Below are 16,672 nucleotides of genomic sequence, written 5' to 3' on the forward strand. Positions count from 1 at the left end.
GCGGATAACCCTTAAAAGTTGTCAGTGGAAGTGAATACGCCGACCCGAAGGCCTTCGGCAGTATAGATCTCGCGACCGTCGACGCTCACCGAACCATCGGCGATGGCCAGGTTCAGCTTGCCCTTGAGGACGCGCTTGATTTGAATGTTATAGGTGACTTTCTTGGCGGTCGGCAGAACCTGGCCAAAGAACTTCACTTCGCCCGAACCCAGGGCGCGGCCGCGGCCAGGCAAACCTTGCCAGCCGAGGAAGAAACCGACCAGCTGCCACATGGCGTCAAGGCCCAGGCAACCTGGCATCACTGGGTCGCCTTCGAAATGGCAGGCGAAGAACCACAGGTCCGGGGTGATATCCAGCTCGGCGACCAATTCACCTTTGCCGTACTTGCCACCCTCTTCGCTGATATGGGTGATGCGATCCACCATCAGCATGTTCGGGGCGGGCAGTTGCGCGTTACCTGGGCCGAACAGCTCACCGCGACTGCAGCGCAGCAGGTCTTCCCGAGTAAAGGCGTTTTGTTTGGTCATGCGAGCTCCTCAATAATCCCATGCGGCAGGGTAGGGTAAATCTTCCCGAACCGAATGAAGCGTTCATGCCTCATGTCGGCAGCCTACACATAGACTATTGCGTTGTAGTGAAAGTCACAGCGGCAAGGTACTGAATGTACACTTGTTCACTGAAATTTTAAACCGGGCCTGTTTATGGGCCCGTTCGGGTGCCTAAGACTGCCGCACTTTCGTCTTTCACGCCAGTCGGACTTGGCTGATGGCGCGGCGCTATTGCACCCAACGTTGTAGGATTTGCTGCAAATCCGTGCGTTTGAACGGCTTGGCCAGGTAATCGTTCATTCCCGCTGCCAGACAGGCTTCACGGTCGCCCTGCAAGGCGTTGGCAGTCAGGGCGATGATCGGCAGGTCGGCGCAACCCGGCAACTGCCGAATCTGCCGGGTGGCTTCGTAGCCGTCGATCACCGGCAGCCGGCAATCCATCAGGATGGCGGTGAAAATCAGGCTCTCGGCGCTGCGGATCGCCTCGGCACCGTCGGTGGCCAGGCTCACTTCAAAGCCCAGGCTGCGCAGCATGGCTTCGACCACGGCGCGGTTGACCGGGTTGTCTTCCACCAACAGCACATGGCGACCATCGCCTGCGCCGGTTTTGCCGTCGGCGTCGCTGGCGATGGCCGGCACGCTGTGCTGGTCAATGGCCAGCGGAATTTCCAGGGTGAACACCGAGCCGCGGGCTTCTTCGCTCTGGGCGCGCAGGGTGCCGCCCATGCGTTCGGCCAGGGTTCGGGCGATGGGCAGGCCCAGGCCGGTGCCGCCGTAACGTCTTGAAATGGAACTGTCGGCCTGCTGGAACGCATCGAACATCAATTCCAGGCGTTCGGCGGAAATCCCGATGCCACTGTCGCGCACGGTGCAGGTGAACCACACCAGTTCATGGTCGAGGGTCTGCCAGTGTGGCTCGATGCTGACGTTGCCGTGCTCGGTGAACTTCAGCGCGTTGCCGATCAGGTTCACCAGAATCTGACGGATCCGCGTCGGGTCGCCCTGCACCCGCAAGGTATCCATCCCTGGCGGAATCGACAGCTCCAGCGCCAGCCCGCGCTGCTGGGCGCTGTGCTGAAACGCCTGGGCGCAGCTGTTGATCAGGTCCGCCAGGTTGAACGGAATGTGCTCCAGCTCCAGCGCCGCGCGCTCGATACGCGAGAAGTCGAGGATATCGTTGATCACCTTGAGCAAATGCTCGGTGGACTCCGACGCCAGCGCCGCGTACTCGGTCTGTTCTTCGGTCATCTCGGTGGTTTCCAACAACTGCAACATGCCCAGCACGCCGTTCATGGGTGTGCGCAACTCATGGCTCATCATCGCCAGGAAATCCGATTTCGCGTTGTTGGCCCGCTCGGCCTCTTCGCGAGTCTGGATCAACTGGGCCATGGCCTGTTGCTGTTCGCGGCTGGCCTGGTTGAGGCCTTCGGCGAGGTTGTTGATATGCCGAGACAGGTCGCCCAGTTCGGAGTCGTCCACGATCGGCAACGGCGTCTTGTAGTCGCCTTGCTGGATCGCCTTCACCGCATGGCCCATGGCGCTGATCGGCTGCGACAGGCTGGCGGCCAGGCGCCGTGCGAGCAGGAAGGTAAACAGGAGGGCGAACAGCGCGAGGATGCCGGCCTTGAAGAGGATCTCCTGCTGGCGCTGGCTGAAGGCATCGTTGGACATGCCGACGATCACGCGGCCCAGGTAGTCAGCGCGCGGGGCCTTGGATTCGTTGAGGTTGTCCTGGAAGAAATCATTGCCGAGCTGAATGTGTTGCAGGCGGATCGGCGCCTGGAACACTTTGACTGACAGCGACCGGTCATGTTTCTCCGACGGTTGCTCGACATACACGAGGATATTCTCGCTGCTGTCCTGGATTTCCAGGAAGCGCACATGGGGCGTGGCCAGCGTGGCGCGCAACAGGCTGTCGAGCACGTCATTGTTGCCGGAAATCACCCCGTACTCGGTGGCGGGCGCCAGTTGGTTGGCGATCAACTGGCCGGTGTGGTCCAGTTCCTGGCGCAGGTCCTGGATACGCACGAAGGTGAAGAAGCTGATCAACAGCAACGTCAGCAACAGCGCCGGGCCCAGGGTAATGAGCTGGGTGCGGGTGTTGATGTCCCAACGACGACGCAAGGTCATGGGCGTTTTTCTCCTTCGGCCAATCGGGTGGCGACACTGGCTTCGTCCACCTGTTCGATCCCCAGTGAGCGCGCGACTTGCGGGTTGCCCACGACTTTGAAGCGTTCCGGGTACAGCGAGTGCGGCCAGTTGGCCGGCGAGTGGTCGAGCAGGCGGTCGAGCACGGCAAGCCAGTCGGCCTGGTCGCTGTAAGTGCTGGCCAGGCTGCCGGCCCGCACGAAGCCCGCGTTCGGGCCTATCAGCGGCAACTGCTGGGCGTAACTGCTCAGCAACAGGTTCTTCGCGGTCTTCGGGTTGTACAACTGCGGGTCGTCGAGGCCGAGCAGTACGTCACTGTTGCGGAACAGGGTCTGCAGCGGCCGACTGTCAGTAATGTTGTCCCAGAGCTGCGGCACGATTTCCAGGCCCAGTAGCGTTGCGTGCTGGCGCAGTTCAGGCAGCAGGAACTCGCTGCCGGCGCCATAGAGCACGCCGATACGCCGGGCCTGCGGCAGGATGCTCGCGATCAGGCGTAGTTGGCGATCGAGCGGTGGGTCGCTCCACAGCAGGCTAATGCGTGGGTGCGGCATGGCGCCCAGGCGCTGATGGGCTTGCAGGCGGCTGATGCGCAGCACCAGGGTCGGTGGGCCCTGGGGCTCTTGCAGGCGCCAGTCGAGGCCGGGCAGGTCCAGCAGGATCAAGCGCGTGGTTGCCGGTAGGCGGCCGGGTGCCGGCAAGTCTTTGAGGGCGGTAAAGGTGATACGGTCTTCCGGGCGTTGCTGGGCCAGGGCCTGGGCAAAGGCCTGCACCCCGGCGCCGTCTTCGGCGGCGGTCAGCAGGATGTCGGCGCTCCACGCCGGCGCGGCCATCAGAAGGCAGGCGAGCAGCACCGCTCGCCGCCAGAGTCGAGTGATAAACAGGCCGGTCATCCGTGACGAGTCGCCCATGTCAGAACTCTAACTCGGCACTGAAGTAGAGCACGTGGCGATGGTCATAGTTGTTGTCGGCCCAGGTCGTGGGCTGGTTGTCGAGGCGTTCTTGCAGCATGCCGGCCAGCTCCACATTGGCTTTGCCCAGGGCAATGCGCTTGGCCACCCGCAGGTCGACCCGTTCGAAGCGATATTGGTTGAGTGCGTCATCGCCATAGTAGAACAGCGCACTGGACCAACCCTGGCCCCATTCACGCAACCAGCCGGCGGAGCCGCTGTTGCGGGCGGTCTGTGCTTTGTCCAGCGGGTTGCTGGTGCTGGCGTCGACGTAAGCGTAGGTAAGGCGCAGGCGGTCGGCATTGCTCACGCGCCAGTCGAGCTGCGACTCGGCGCCGGTAAACCGGGCGCTGTTGGCGTTGCTGGCAATGTATTGGTTATTGCGCAGCGGCGAGCTGATCATGTCGGTGATCTCGTCGTAGAACAGTTTCACGTCCATGTTCAGCCCGATGTCGGCAAAGAAGCCGTTGTACCCCAGTTCCCGTGACTTCATCATCTCTTTATCGAGGTTGCCCGGGCCCCGGGTTTTTACGAAGTATTGCCCGGTGGTCTGCCCATAGGCCGGGGAGCTGAGGTTGGTGACGCGATAACTCCAGTTGACGTTGTTCTCGAACATGTCCGGGGAGCGGATCGCCTCGGAGTACACCGCGCGCAAGCCGTGGCGCGGGTTGATCAGGTAGTTGACCGCCACCCGTGGCGTCAGCGAGTTGCCGCTCAGGTGGGTGTCTTCATACATGGCGCCGCCTTGCAGTAGCCAGTGCTCGCTGGCGCGCCATTCCAACTGGCCGAACAGGCGCCAGGTGGTGTCGTCCAGGGTGCCGTTGAAGTAGGTGTCGGAGTCGGCGCGGTCGTAGCGGTAGTTCATGCCGCTGACCAGACGCAGGCTGTCGGACAGGCTGAGCGTGTCCTGAATCTCCAGGTCGTAGCGGCTTTCGCGGGTGCTCTGGTCGATGTCACCGCACACGCTTTGGCTGGCACCGTCGCGCCACTGCTGCAGCACTTGGTTGGCCAACGCCTGCTCGGCGGCGTTGCCCGGTGGTGCGCTGCCCTGGCTGTAGGTGTCCATGTGCCGGGCCAGCAGTTCGGCGTAATTGGGGTTCATCTGCCACAACTGGGTCAGTTCGGGGCTGAATGAGACTTTGGCGTCACAGGCTTTCCAGATCTGGCGGCGGTCCCACTGTTGGGCGGAGCCCTGGATGTACAGGCTGTGATCCGGGTTGAAGTCGAAGTTCCAGCGCAGGGAGCCGGCGTAATCCTTGGCGGTGACGTCGGAATTGTTGCCGCCTTCGGTAATCCCTGCGAAGACCGGGCTGTAGGTATACGGCCGCTGGTTGGTGCCTTCCTTCGCGTCCAGCTGCAGGTCGATGCTTTGTTGCGTGTTCAGCGTTTGGCTGATGGCCAGGCTGAAGCGGTTGAGACGGCGGCTGTCACGACGGTCTGCGCCGGTGGCATCGCTGTCGAAGCCGTCGTCCTGTTGCCCGGAGAGGGACAGGCGCAGGTCACCGGTTTCCCAGCCCGCGCCCTGGCTGGCATAGAAATCATTGATACCGCGTTCGCCACGCACCACTTTTAACCGCGTGCCGTGGCTGTTGGCCGGCGAGCGCGTAAGAATGTTGACCACCGCCATCAGCGCATTGGCGCCGTAGCTGACGGTGTTGGGGCCACGGAACACTTCAATGCGCTCGATATCTTCCATGGCCACCGGAATATCGCTCCAGTCCACGGTGGCCAGGCCCGCGCGATACACCGAGCGGCCGTCGATCAACACCTGCATGCGCCGCGCATCGCTGGCACTGGTGCCGTGGTAGTTCACCGCGGCCTGGTTGCCGGTGGTGTAACCGACCATCATCCCCGGCACCAGCCGCAGCAACTCGCTGATGTCCCGCGCGCCGCTGGCCTTGATCAGCTCGCGGTCGATCACGGTCATGCTGCCGGGCACCGCGGCGGCCGACTGCTTGAGGCGCGTGGCCGTCAACACCTGGGGCAGCGGCTGGCTGTCGAGGAACAGATCGTCGGCCATGGCTGGCGCGCTGCACAGCAGCATCAGCCACAGAGATGAACGGGGAGGAGGGGCCAAATACACGGCACGGCCTTGATAATTACGGATAGCCGCCCATGTTAACTGAGGTGGGGCCTTTTGCCAGTCGTCGGACTTGCAATTGCGTCATGAAAATGTGGCATTTTCCGACAAACGCACGAATTGATACGGGGGCTGGCCGCCAGCGGGTCGGCCCGTATAATGCCGCCATCGCCACTGGTATGGATTAACGGATTGCATATGACTGAACAGCGCCCTATTGCGGTCCTGGGAGGCGGAAGTTTTGGTACCGCCGTGGCAAACCTGCTGGCCGAGAACGGCCACGCCGTGCGCCAGTGGATGCGCGATCCCGAACAGGCCGAGGCCATTCGGGTGCACCGGGAAAATCCGCGTTACCTTAAAGGCATCAAGATTCATCCGGCGGTCGAGCCTGTCACCGACCTGCTGGAAACCCTTACAGCGTGCGACCTGTGCTTCGTCGCGCTGCCGTCCAGCGCCTTGCGCTCGGTGCTGGCACCCCACGCCGAGCGCCTGGCCGGCAAGCTGCTGGTCAGCCTGACCAAGGGCATCGAGGCGCAGACCTTCAAGCTGATGAGCGAAATCCTCGAAGAGATCGCTCCCCAGGCGCGCATTGGCGTGCTGTCCGGGCCGAACCTGGCAAGGGAAGTTGCCGAACACGCGCTGACCGCCACGGTTGTCGCCAGTGAAGATGAGGAACTGTGCGAACGCGTCCAGGCCGTGTTGCATGGCCGTACTTTCCGCGTCTACGCCAGCGGCGACCGCTTTGGCGTCGAGCTGGGCGGTGCGCTGAAAAACGTCTACGCGATCATTGCAGGCATGGCCGTCGCGCTGGGCATGGGCGAAAACACCAAGAGCATGCTGATCACCCGCGCCCTCGCCGAGATGACCCGTTTTGCGGTGAACCAGGGTGCCAACCCGATGACCTTCCTGGGGCTGGCGGGCGTGGGCGACTTGATCGTCACCTGCTCCTCGCCGAAAAGTCGCAATTACCAGGTCGGGTTCGCCCTCGGTCAGGGCCTGAGCCTGGAAGACGCGGTCACACGACTGGGAGAAGTGGCCGAAGGGGTCAACACTCTCAAAGTGCTCAAGGCCAAGGCCCAGGAAGTGGGCGTCTATATGCCGCTGGTCGCCGGGCTGCACGCGATCCTGTTTGAAGGCCGCACCCTGAACCAGGTCATCGAGTTGCTGATGCGCGCCGAGCCCAAGACCGATGTCGACTTCATTTCCACCAGTGGTTTCAACTGAGGAACGCGTCATGAACGATCCGAAAGCAGCCCCCAAGTACGAATCCATTGCCCTGCGCATCCTGTGGATGCTGGTGTTTGCCCTGGTGTGGCAGGTGGCGCAGTTCCTGCTCGGCGCACTGGTGGTGGTGCAACTGATCTACCGCCTGGTCTACAGCGCCCCGAACCTGGGCCTGATGAACTTCGGCGACAGCCTCAGCCAGTTCCTGGCGCAGATCGGCCGCTTCGGCAGCTTCCACACCGAACAGAAGCCGTGGCCTTTCGCCGACTGGCCGACCCCGCGCGCGCCCGAGGGCGAAGCCGCCCACAGCGTGCCGCCGGCGCCGCATCCGGTGCGTGATGAAGAGCCAAAGCTGTGAAGCTGTGGATACTGCGCCACGGTGAGGCCGAAGGGCATGCCCGCACCGATGCCGAGCGCAACCTCACCGAGCACGGCCGTGGAGAAGTGTTGCGCAGTGCCGCGCACCTGATCGACCAGCCCCTGAGCGCGATCATCGCCAGCCCCTATGTGCGGGCGCAGCAAACTGCGCACCTGGTGCGCGATGCATTAGGTTTCGAACCGGAAATCCGCACGGTGCCGTGGCTGACCCCCGAGGGCAACCCGCTGCTGGTGCTGGAGAAGCTCGACACCGATGACAACGTGCTGCTGGTCAGCCATCAACCGTTGGTGGGCAGCCTGATCAGCTTTTTGCAGCACGGTCACCTGCGGCAGCCACAGCCGATGCACACCGCCAGCCTGGCGGAACTGGAAGGGGATTTCCCGCTGGCGGGGCTGATGAACCTGGTCAACGTGAAGAATCCGTAGGCTTTATCGCGGTTTTGTGTGTGCTATATAGTCAACCAAGCAAGTGCTTGGTTGGCTATCGTCGGACCACAAAGGAGCGCGTCCCATGCCCGTCGCTTTTCGTTTGCCGTTGCAGGTCTTCTTCGAACGTGAAGCGCGACATCCGCGCCAAACCTTTCTGGTGCAGCCCGTCGGTGATGGCGAGGTGCAAAGCCTTACCTGGGGCGACGTTGGCCACCAGGCTCGCTGCGCCGCGAACTGGCTGCGCGCCCGGGAGTTGCCCCAGGGCTCGCACATTGCGTTGATCTCGAAAAACTGCGCCCACTGGATCATTGCCGACCTGGCGATCTGGATGGCCGGCCATGTCTCGGTGCCGCTCTACCCCAACCTCACCGCTGATTCCGTTGCCCATGTGCTGACTCATTCCGAGGCGGCGTTGGTGTTGATCGGCAAGCTTGATGATTGGCCAGCCATGGCGCCCGGTGTGCCTAAGGATGTGCCGACCATCAGCCTGCCGTTGTGCCCGTCGGGCGAGTTCGATTTCAGTTGGGCCGATCTGCAGGCCTCCTCGCCGATTCAGGATGACCCGGCACCGGCCGCCTCGGACCTGGCCACCATCATTTATACCTCCGGTACCACGGGCCTGCCCAAAGGCGTGATGCACAGCTTCGGCGCGCTGGGGTTTGCCGCGACCCGTGGTACGGCGTTGTTTGGCTTGGGTGAGGGCGACCGGTTGTTGTCCTACCTGCCGCTGTGCCACGTGGCGGAGCGGATGTTTGTGGAAATGGCCTCGATTTACACCGGGCAAACAGTGTTTTTCGCCGAAAGCCTGGAGACGTTTCTGGTGGACCTACGCAGGGCGCGTCCGACCGCACTGTTTGGCGTGCCGCGCATCTGGACCAAATTCCAGATGGGCGTCTACGCCAAGGTTCCGGCAAAACGCCTTGACACCTTGCTGCGCCTGCCGTTCATCGGCAAGCGTGTGGGCCACAAGGTGCTCGCCGGCCTGGGCTTGGACGCGTTGCGTATCGCGCTTTCGGGGGCAGCGCCTGTGCCTGAAGCGCTGCTGCGCTGGTATCGGCGGCTGGGCCTGGACGTGCTTGAGGTGTATGGCATGACCGAGAGTTGCGGCTACTCCCATGTTTGCCGTCCCGGTCAGCAAACCCTCGGCTGGATCGGCCTGCCTTGCCCCGGTGTTGAAGTGCGTATCGATCCTGCGGGGGAAGTGCAGGTGCGGAGCGGTGCGACCATGCTCGGCTACTACAAGGACCCGCAGAAAACCGCCGAGACGATCACCGCCGATGGCTTCCTGCGCACGGGGGACAAAGGCGAGCAGGACACCGAGGGCCGTCTGCGCCTGACCGGACGGCTGAAGGAGATCTTCAAGACCAGCAAGGGCAAATACGTGGCCCCGGCGCCGATCGAAAACCGCCTGGCCGAACATGCGCGTATCGAGCAGGTGTGTGTGGTGGGGGATGGGTTGAGCGCGCCTATTGGTTTGTGCGTATTGTCGGCGGTGGAACAGGACCCGCAAGCGCTGCGCAGCAGTCTTGAACGTTGGTTGGTACAGGTCAACCAGACGCTGGACAAGCATGAGCGCCTGCGCCAACTGGTGGTGGTGAAAGACAGTTGGGCAGTGGAAAACGGCTTTTTGACGCCGACCTTGAAGATCAAACGCAACGCGATCGAATCGACTTACGGTGAATATTTCCAGCGGTGGAGCGAGCGTTCCGAAACGGTTCTGTGGCAGGATTAGGGCCGTAATAAAACCAATAAGGACAATTCCATGAGCCTGTGGCGCACCCAACCGAATATCGAACAACTCAACGCGATCCAGAAAAACACCATCGGTGAACTGCTCGATATCCGCTTTGAAAGCTTCGACGACGATTCCCTGACCGCCAGCATGGTAGTCGACCATCGCACCCATCAGCCCTACGGCCTGTTGCACGGCGGCGCGTCGGTGGTGTTGGCCGAGAGCGTCGGCTCTATGGCGGCCTATCTGTGTATCGACCCGAGCAAGTTTTATTGCGTCGGCCTGGAGGTCAACGCCAACCACCTGCGCGGTGTGCGTAGCGGGCGGGTGACGGCGGTGGCCAAGGCGATCCATATCGGTCGCACCACCCAGGTCTGGGACATCCGCCTGATAAGCGATGAGGGCAAGGCCAGTTGCGTGTCGCGCCTGACCATGGCGGTGGTGCCGCTGGGCGAGAACCCGCCGGCGCGATAGGTGTGGCGTGAGTGTCATCATTCCTGGCAGTTACAGTCATTGCTGTGCCGGCTGGGCATGGTGACAATCAATCTCTGTTTTTGTAGATGGATCCGGTATGTCGCAGCACGTGTTTTTTGCTCACGCCAATGGCTTCCCCTCGGCTACCTACGGCAAGTTGTTCGCCGCCCTGGCCCCGGAATATACGGTGGCCCACCTGCCGCAGCACGGTCACGACCCCCGATTTCCGGTGGACGATAACTGGCAGAACCTGGTGGACGAGCTGATCCATCACCTGGAACAGCAACCTGAGCCGGTGTGGGGCGTGGGCCATTCCCTCGGTGGCGTGTTGCACCTGCACGCGGCCATGCGGTGCCCACAGTTGTATCGCGGGGTGGTGATGCTGGATTCGCCCGTGCTGACCCGCGCGGACCGCTGGGTGATTCGTGCGGCCAAGCGCTTGGGTTTCATCGACCGCTTGACCCCGGCCGGACGCACCCTGGGCCGTCGCGAGGAATTTACCGACCTGGAGGCGGCGCGCAGTTACTTCGCCGGCAAAACCCTGTTCCGTGGCTTTGACCCGGAATGCTTCGACGCTTACCTGCAACATGGCCTGTATCAGGTGGGCGATCGCCTGCGCCTGCGCTTCGACCCGGCCACCGAAATCAGCATCTACCGGGGCGTGCCCCACACCAGCCCCGGCCAGGTGCGCCAGTTGAAGGTGCCGCTGGCGGTGGTGCGCGGTCGGCAAAGCCGGGTGGTGATGCGTCACCACGCCAATGGCGTCGGGCGCCTGCCCATGGGCGAGATGCTCACAATGCCTGGTGGCCACATGTTTCCCCTTGAACGCCCGCAAGACACCGCGGCCTTGATCAAGAACCTGTTTTCCCGCTGGGAAGCCCGCGAGCGCAGCTGCGCATGAGCACGCCGGTCGAAGAAGTCCGCCTGAGCCTGCCGCATATCGAACTGGCGGCCCATCTGTTTGGCCCCGAGGACGGTTTGCCGGTGATCGCCCTGCATGGCTGGCTGGACAATGCCAACAGCTTTGCGCGACTGGCGCCGAAACTTCAGGGCTTGCGCGTCGTTGCACTGGATATGGCCGGGCATGGGCATTCGGCGCATCGTCCTACAGGTGCCGGTTATGCCTTGTGGGATTACGTCTATGACGTGCTGCAAGTCGCTGAGCAACTCGGGTGGAAACGTTTTGCATTACTTGGTCACTCTCTCGGCGCGATCGTGTCCCTGGTGCTGGCCGGCGCGTTGCCGGAGCGTGTGACCCACCTGGGATTGATCGACGGCGTGATCCCACCGACCGCCAGCGGTGAGAACGCCGCCGAGCGGCTGGGTATGGCTTTGCAGGCGCAATTGAACCTGCAGGAAAAGCGCAAGCCGGTCTATAACACCCTGGATCGAGCGGTCGAAGCGCGCATGAAAGGGGTAGTGGCGGTCAGCCGCGAAGCTGCCGAACTGCTGGCCCAGCGCGGTTTGATGCCAGTGCCGGGCGGTTACACCTGGCGCACCGACAGCCGTCTGACCCTGGCTTCGCCGATGCGCCTGACCGACGAACAAGCGATGGCCTTCGTGCGGCGCGTAGCTTGTCCTACTCAATTGGTGGTCGCTGCGGATGGCATGCTGGCGAAACATTCCGAATTGCTTTCCCAGCTACCCTTTGCAGTCAGCACGCTGCCAGGCGGCCATCATTTGCACTTGAATGAGGAGTCCGGCGCGGTCCTTGTTGCAGACTGTTTCAATCGGTTCTTCTCCGCGCCTTGACTTGGGGCGGTCAACTGCCGAGGCTGGGCGGATTGATAGGGAGTCAACCATGAACTACTTCAACACCGCTGTGACCTCCGATGGCCAGGGCTCGTTGATCTTATGAGCGTGCGTAACGGATGTATCCGTATCCTGGGCTTGAGCCTTTTGAGCCCACTGGTATTCGCCGCCGACGTACCGGGCAGCCAGGACCTGCCCACCGTGGCCCGTCAGGTCGATTCGCAAATTGTCGACTACCGTCCCGCCGAAGAAAAAGAACGCATCTACCCCATGGGCGCGATCCGCAAGATCAGCGGCCAACTGCGTTATGAAGGCCAGGCCACCGCCCGCGGCCAGACCTCCGCCATCACCTATGAACTGCCCCCCGAACACAGCTCCAGCGCCGCGTTTACGGCAACGCGTGAAGCGTTGCAGGAAAAGGGCGCGCAGTTGTTGTTCTGGTGCCAGGCCCGGGATTGCGGTGAAAGCAGCCTGTGGGCCAATGAAGTGTTCGGCAACGCCAAGCTGGTGGGTGCCGACGGCCAGCAGGAATACCTGCTGCTGCGCCTGGCGGCTCCCCAGGAAAACTCCCTGGTGGCGCTGTACGGCATCACCCGTGGCAATCGCCGCGCCTATCTGCATGTAGAGCAGTTGGATGCCAGCGCGCCGTTGGCCGACCTGTTGCCCACCTCCGCGACCCTACTGCGTGAGTTGAAAAGCACCGGCGAGCTGGATTTTCCCGCACTGGGCGGCGACCCTGACGACACCTGGCTGACCCTGATTTCCCGTGGCCTGAACCTGGATGCCACGTTGCGCGTCAGCCTGACCGGCCCGACCGCTGAGGCCTGGCGCCAGGCGCTGGTTGACAAGGGCGTGCGCGCTGCGCGCATGGAAATCGGCACGGGTGACGCCAAGGGCCTGCACCTGCATCTGATACGCTAGGCGTAACAGGGCGAACGGACCCGTGCCGTTCGCCTAAGCTGTCTTCCTACAGTCTTCCTTTCGAGATCCTACATGCTCAATAACGATCGCCTACTGGTGCAAATCCTGCTGCTGGTGCTGTTCGGTGCCAGTTTCTGGGTGATGGCGCCGTTCTGGTCGGCGCTGTTCTGGGGCGCGGTGCTGGCGTTTGCCAGCTGGCCGTTGATGGTCCTGCTCACCCGCTGGCTGGGGGGCGGGAATCCTTGGCCGCCGGCATCCTCACGTTGGGTTGGATGCTGCTGGTGGCGCTGCCGCTGGTGTGGCTGGGTTTCAACCTCGCGGATCACGTGCGCGATGCAACGGCGTTGATCAAGGATATCCAGGTCGACGGCTTGCCGGAGGCGCCTACCTGGCTCGGCTCGATCCCCTTTGTCGGCGAACGGCTGGTGGCGATGTGGGACAGCATTGATCAGCAGGGCGCGGCCTTGATGGTCAGCATCAAGCCTTACCTGGGGCAGGTCGGCAACTGGTTGCTGGCGCGCAGTGCGCAAATCGGTGGGGGGATTCTGGAACTGACCCTTAGCCTGGTATTCGTGTTCTTTTTCTACCGTGATGGGCCGCGCCTGGCGATGTTCGTTCACCGCCTGTTGGAACGCTTGATCGGCGATCGTGCTGGCTACTACATCGAACTGGTGGCCGGCACCGTACAGCGGGTGGTCAACGGCGTGATCGGCACCGCCGCCGCGCAAGCGCTGTTGGCGTTGATCGGCTTCTTGATTGCTGGCGTACCGGGCGCGCTGGTGCTGGGTATCGTCACCTTCCTGCTCAGCCTCATCCCCATGGGACCGCCGCTGGTATGGATCCCGGCCACGGCCTGGCTGGCCTGGAAGGGCGACTACACCTACGCGGTGTTCCTCGGCGTGTGGGGCACCTTCATCATCAGCGGCGTGGACAACGTGCTCAAGCCGTACCTGATCAGCCGTGGTGGCAACCTGCCGCTGGTGATCGTGCTGCTTGGCGTGTTCGGCGGCTTGATTGCGTTTGGGTTCATCGGCCTGTTTATCGGTCCGACCCTGCTGGCGGTGGCCTACAGCCTGTTGATGGATTGGAGCGCAACCCATGCCCAAGGACGGCGGGAAGATAAACCCCTGTAACTGACCGGTAGAAATCATTGTGGGAGCTGGCTTGCCTGCTCCTGCATGAGTCCGTGTTGGCCCTTCAGACCCTGGGCAACCACATCACGGCGGTCAGCCCACCACCCGGTGTTTCCTCCAGGTCCAGCCGACCGCCGAGGCGTTCCGCCGCCTCCTTGGAAATCGTCATGCCCAGGCCGACACCGCCGGAGTTGCGATTGCGTGAGCCCTCCAGGCGATAGAACGGCTCGAACACCGCCTCACGCTTGTCAGCGGCGATGCCGGGGCCGTGGTCGATCACACGGATCACCAAGGCCTCGCGGCTGTCCGTCAGTTCGATGCGCGCCGTACCGGCATAGCGCAGGGCATTGTCGATCAGGTTGTTGAGGCACGAACGCAAGGCCATCGGCTGCACCTGCAGCGGCGCGCAGGTGCCGGCGAACTGCACGTCGGCGCCCTGGTCCTGGGCGTTTTCGCTCATCGACTCCACCAGCGCCTGCACGTCCAGCCAATGCCGGGCTTCGCTGGTGCGTTGCTCGTGCAGGTAGCTCAGGGTGGCGTCGAGCATGCCGATCATGTCGTCGAGGTCCTGGCGCATCTGGCCCTGCAGCTTGGTGTCGTCGATCTGTTCCAGGCGCAGCTTGAGGCGTGACAGCGGGGTGCGCAGGTCATGGGAAACCGCGCCAAGCATGCGCGCACGCTGGCTGACCTGTTCGCGGATACGCCGTTGCATCAGGTTAAAAGTCGACGCGGCCTGCTGTGCCTCACGCGGTCCCGATTCGTCGAGGGGCGGGCTGTCGAGGTCCAGGCTCAAGCGCTCGGCGGCTTCGCTCAGGCGCTGAATCGGACGGCTCAGCAACTTGGCACCGTACCAGGCCGCAATGATCAGCGAGATGAATTGGAACGTCAGCGGCACCACCGGGCCGCCAAACCACGGGCGCTTGTGCTTGGGCAGAGGCTTCATCGTGCCGTCGGGCTGTTCGACAAAGGTTTCCTGAGGCGGCGGGGGCGGGCCGTAATAGCGAAACCAGGAGAACGCCAGCACGTGGGCCAGGATAATCGCTACCAGCAACACGCCAAACAGTCGACCGAATAACGTGTTGAAGCCGTTACGCATTAACCGATGTCCCGTGCATCGAACAGGTAGCCTTCGCCACGCACGGTCTTGATCAGGTGCGGGGCCTTGGGGTCATCCCCGAGTTTTTGCCGCAGGCGCGACACCAGCAAGTCGATGCTGCGATCAAAGGCCTCAATGGAGCGGCCTCGGGCGGCATCCAGCAATTGCTCACGGCTCAATACCCGGCGCGGGCGCTCGATGAACACCCACAGCAGGCGGAATTCTGCGTTGGACAGCGGCACCACCAGGCCATTATCGGCGACCAGTTGGCGTAACACGCTGTTGAGGCGCCAGTTGTCGAAGCGGATGTTGGCGCGCTGTTCGGTGCGATCATCGCGCACTCGGCGCAGGATGGTCTGGATCCGCGCTACCAGCTCACGCGGCTCGAATGGCTTGGACATATAGTCGTCGGCGCCCAGTTCCAGGCCGATGATCCGGTCGGTGGGTTCGCAGCGGGCGGTGAGCATCAGGATCGGGATGTCCGACTCCGCGCGCAGCCAGCGGCACAGCGACAGGCCGTCTTCACCCGGCAACATCAGGTCAAGCACCACCACATCGAAGGTTTCGGCTTGCATGGCCTGGCGCATCGCGGTGCCGTCGGTGACGCCGGTGGCCAGGATGCCGAAGCGCGCGAGGTAATCGATCAGCAGTTCACGGATCGGCACATCGTCGTCAACGATCAGCGCGCGGGTGTTCCAGCGTGTGTCATCGGCGATCACTGCGCCTTTTTGCTCGTCGTTCAAAGAGACGGAAGGGGTCTGCATAATGCGATCATCTGCCTGGTCGTTGCGGTCAGCATAGGCGCCCAGCCCCATGGCTGGAAGTGCTGGTCGGTGGGTCGTGCGTGCGAGGCTAGCCGAGGGGCGTGTTGGGGGCGTGTCGTGAATGTATCAACTTTGAAATAATTGCAGAAAATGCCCGCCCGATGGCGGTTGGTCAGTATTTACCGATCATCGGATCCCGCAACGGCGCCGCTTGCGCTACAATCCGCGCCGATTTCGACTTGCCTGAGAGCCCATTCCAATGTCCGTCTGCCAGACTCCTATCATCGTCGCCCTGGATTACCCCACTCGTGACGCCGCACTGAAGCTGGCTGACCAGTTGGACCCGAAGCTTTGCCGGGTCAAGGTCGGCAAGGAACTGTTCACCAGTTGCGCCGCGGAAATCGTCGGCACCCTGCGTGATAAAGGCTTCGAGGTGTTCCTCGACCTGAAATTCCACGATATCCCGAACACCACCGCTATGGCGGTCAAGGCCGCCGCCGAAATGGGCGTGTGGATGGTCAACGTGCACTGCTCCGGTGGCCTGCGCATGATGAGCGCCTGCCGTGAGGTGTTGGAGCAGCGCAGCGGTCCTAAACCTTTGCTGATCGGTGTGACCGTACTCACCAGCATGGAACGCGAAGACCTGGCTGGCATCGGCCTGGACATCGAACCCCAGGAGCAAGTGCTGCGCCTGGCTGCCCTGGCGCAGAAAGCCGGCCTCGACGGCCTGGTGTGCTCGGCGCTGGAAGCCCAGGCGCTGAAAACCGCGCACCCGTCGCTGCAATTGGTGACCCCGGGGATTCGTCCGGCGGGCAGCGCCCAGGACGATCAGCGCCGCATCCTGACGCCGCGCCAGGCACTGGACGCGGGTTCCGATTATCTGGTGATCGGTCGTCCGATCAGTCAGGCGGCGGATCCGGCCAAGGCGTTGGCGGCAGTTGTCGCTGAAATCGCCTAAACAACGGGTAGGCGCTGCTGACTTGCCAGCGATGGGGCGCTTGCTACCGCTGGCGGCTAAACCGGCATCCCTGCCGGTTTAGCCGCCC

Annotated in this window: 15 protein-coding genes and 1 pseudogene; 10 read left to right on the forward strand and 6 right to left on the reverse strand. The window is 62.8% G+C overall.

Annotated elements, in window-relative coordinates; all coding sequences use genetic code 11:
* Nucleotides 1–11: 11 nt before the first annotated feature.
* From fabA to AB4N92_RS21090, 4 genes are all read right to left on the reverse strand, one after another.
* Nucleotides 12–527 carry a 3-hydroxyacyl-[acyl-carrier-protein] dehydratase FabA gene (fabA, locus tag AB4N92_RS21075; protein ID WP_010211704.1) on the reverse strand — a complete coding sequence of 172 codons (516 nt, stop codon included), beginning with the start codon at nucleotides 525–527 and terminating at the stop codon, nucleotides 12–14.
* 249 nt (nucleotides 528–776) lie between these two features.
* On the reverse strand, nucleotides 777–2,678 hold the full coding sequence (locus AB4N92_RS21080; RefSeq protein WP_010211700.1) for an ATP-binding protein: 1,902 nt from the start codon (nucleotides 2,676–2,678) through the stop codon (nucleotides 777–779).
* Nucleotides 2,675–3,604, reverse strand: coding sequence for an ABC transporter substrate-binding protein (locus AB4N92_RS21085; protein WP_029529195.1), 930 nt, complete (start codon nucleotides 3,602–3,604; stop codon nucleotides 2,675–2,677). Before AB4N92_RS21085 ends, AB4N92_RS21080 begins: the two co-directional genes overlap by 4 nt.
* Nucleotide 3,605: 1 nt before the next feature.
* Entirely contained in the window at nucleotides 3,606–5,726 is a 2,121-nt protein-coding gene (locus AB4N92_RS21090) for a TonB-dependent receptor plug domain-containing protein (RefSeq protein ID WP_329605907.1), read from the reverse strand.
* Between the two features lie 195 nt (nucleotides 5,727–5,921).
* On the opposite strand from AB4N92_RS21090, the gene AB4N92_RS21095 reads away from it, so the two are divergent.
* From AB4N92_RS21095 to AB4N92_RS21135, 9 genes and pseudogenes are all read left to right on the forward strand, one after another.
* Complete coding sequence (locus AB4N92_RS21095) at nucleotides 5,922–6,947, forward strand: NAD(P)H-dependent glycerol-3-phosphate dehydrogenase (protein ID WP_010211695.1); 1,026 nt, start codon at nucleotides 5,922–5,924, stop codon at nucleotides 6,945–6,947.
* A 10-nt stretch (nucleotides 6,948–6,957) separates the two neighbouring features.
* Nucleotides 6,958–7,305, forward strand: coding sequence for a DUF4389 domain-containing protein (locus AB4N92_RS21100; protein ID WP_010211694.1), 348 nt, complete (start codon nucleotides 6,958–6,960; stop codon nucleotides 7,303–7,305).
* Nucleotides 7,302–7,751 (forward strand): phosphohistidine phosphatase SixA, encoded by a 450-nt coding sequence (gene sixA / locus AB4N92_RS21105; RefSeq protein WP_042572456.1) that lies wholly within the window; start codon nucleotides 7,302–7,304, stop codon nucleotides 7,749–7,751. The genes AB4N92_RS21100 and sixA overlap by 4 nt, the downstream gene beginning before the upstream one ends.
* Before the next feature lie 85 nt (nucleotides 7,752–7,836).
* Complete coding sequence (locus AB4N92_RS21110; protein ID WP_044286902.1) at nucleotides 7,837–9,486, forward strand: AMP-binding protein; 1,650 nt, start codon at nucleotides 7,837–7,839, stop codon at nucleotides 9,484–9,486.
* 30 nt (nucleotides 9,487–9,516) lie between these two features.
* Nucleotides 9,517–9,960, forward strand: coding sequence for a hotdog fold thioesterase (locus AB4N92_RS21115; protein WP_236267012.1), 444 nt, complete (start codon nucleotides 9,517–9,519; stop codon nucleotides 9,958–9,960).
* Nucleotides 9,961–10,057: 97 nt separating this feature from the next.
* On the forward strand, nucleotides 10,058–10,861 hold the full coding sequence (locus AB4N92_RS21120; protein ID WP_010211687.1) for an alpha/beta fold hydrolase: 804 nt from the start codon (nucleotides 10,058–10,060) through the stop codon (nucleotides 10,859–10,861).
* On the forward strand, nucleotides 10,858–11,712 hold the full coding sequence (locus AB4N92_RS21125; RefSeq protein WP_045792362.1) for an alpha/beta hydrolase: 855 nt from the start codon (nucleotides 10,858–10,860) through the stop codon (nucleotides 11,710–11,712). Before AB4N92_RS21120 ends, AB4N92_RS21125 begins: the two co-directional genes overlap by 4 nt.
* A gap of 102 nt (nucleotides 11,713–11,814) precedes the next feature.
* The gene (locus tag AB4N92_RS21130) at nucleotides 11,815–12,633 is read left to right on the forward strand and encodes a DUF4892 domain-containing protein (RefSeq protein ID WP_010211685.1); all 819 of its coding nucleotides are present in this window, start codon (nucleotides 11,815–11,817) and stop codon (nucleotides 12,631–12,633) included.
* Between the two features lie 72 nt (nucleotides 12,634–12,705).
* Nucleotides 12,706–13,766, forward strand: a pseudogene (locus AB4N92_RS21135) (AI-2E family transporter).
* 64 nt (nucleotides 13,767–13,830) lie between these two features.
* Here the strand turns inward: AB4N92_RS21135 and AB4N92_RS21140 are convergent.
* On the reverse strand, nucleotides 13,831–14,862 hold the full coding sequence (locus AB4N92_RS21140) for a sensor histidine kinase (protein ID WP_010211683.1): 1,032 nt from the start codon (nucleotides 14,860–14,862) through the stop codon (nucleotides 13,831–13,833).
* A complete protein-coding gene (locus AB4N92_RS21145) occupies nucleotides 14,862–15,626 on the reverse strand; it encodes a response regulator (protein WP_031290855.1) in 765 nt (254 codons plus the stop codon). Before AB4N92_RS21145 ends, AB4N92_RS21140 begins: the two co-directional genes overlap by 1 nt.
* Nucleotides 15,627–15,885: 259 nt before the next feature.
* Between AB4N92_RS21145 and pyrF the strand changes: the two genes are divergently transcribed.
* A complete protein-coding gene (gene pyrF, locus AB4N92_RS21150) occupies nucleotides 15,886–16,584 on the forward strand; it encodes an orotidine-5'-phosphate decarboxylase (protein WP_010211681.1) in 699 nt (232 codons plus the stop codon).
* Nucleotides 16,585–16,672 lie beyond the last annotated feature (88 nt).

This window comes from Pseudomonas sp. S3_A09 (genome assembly GCF_054668065.1).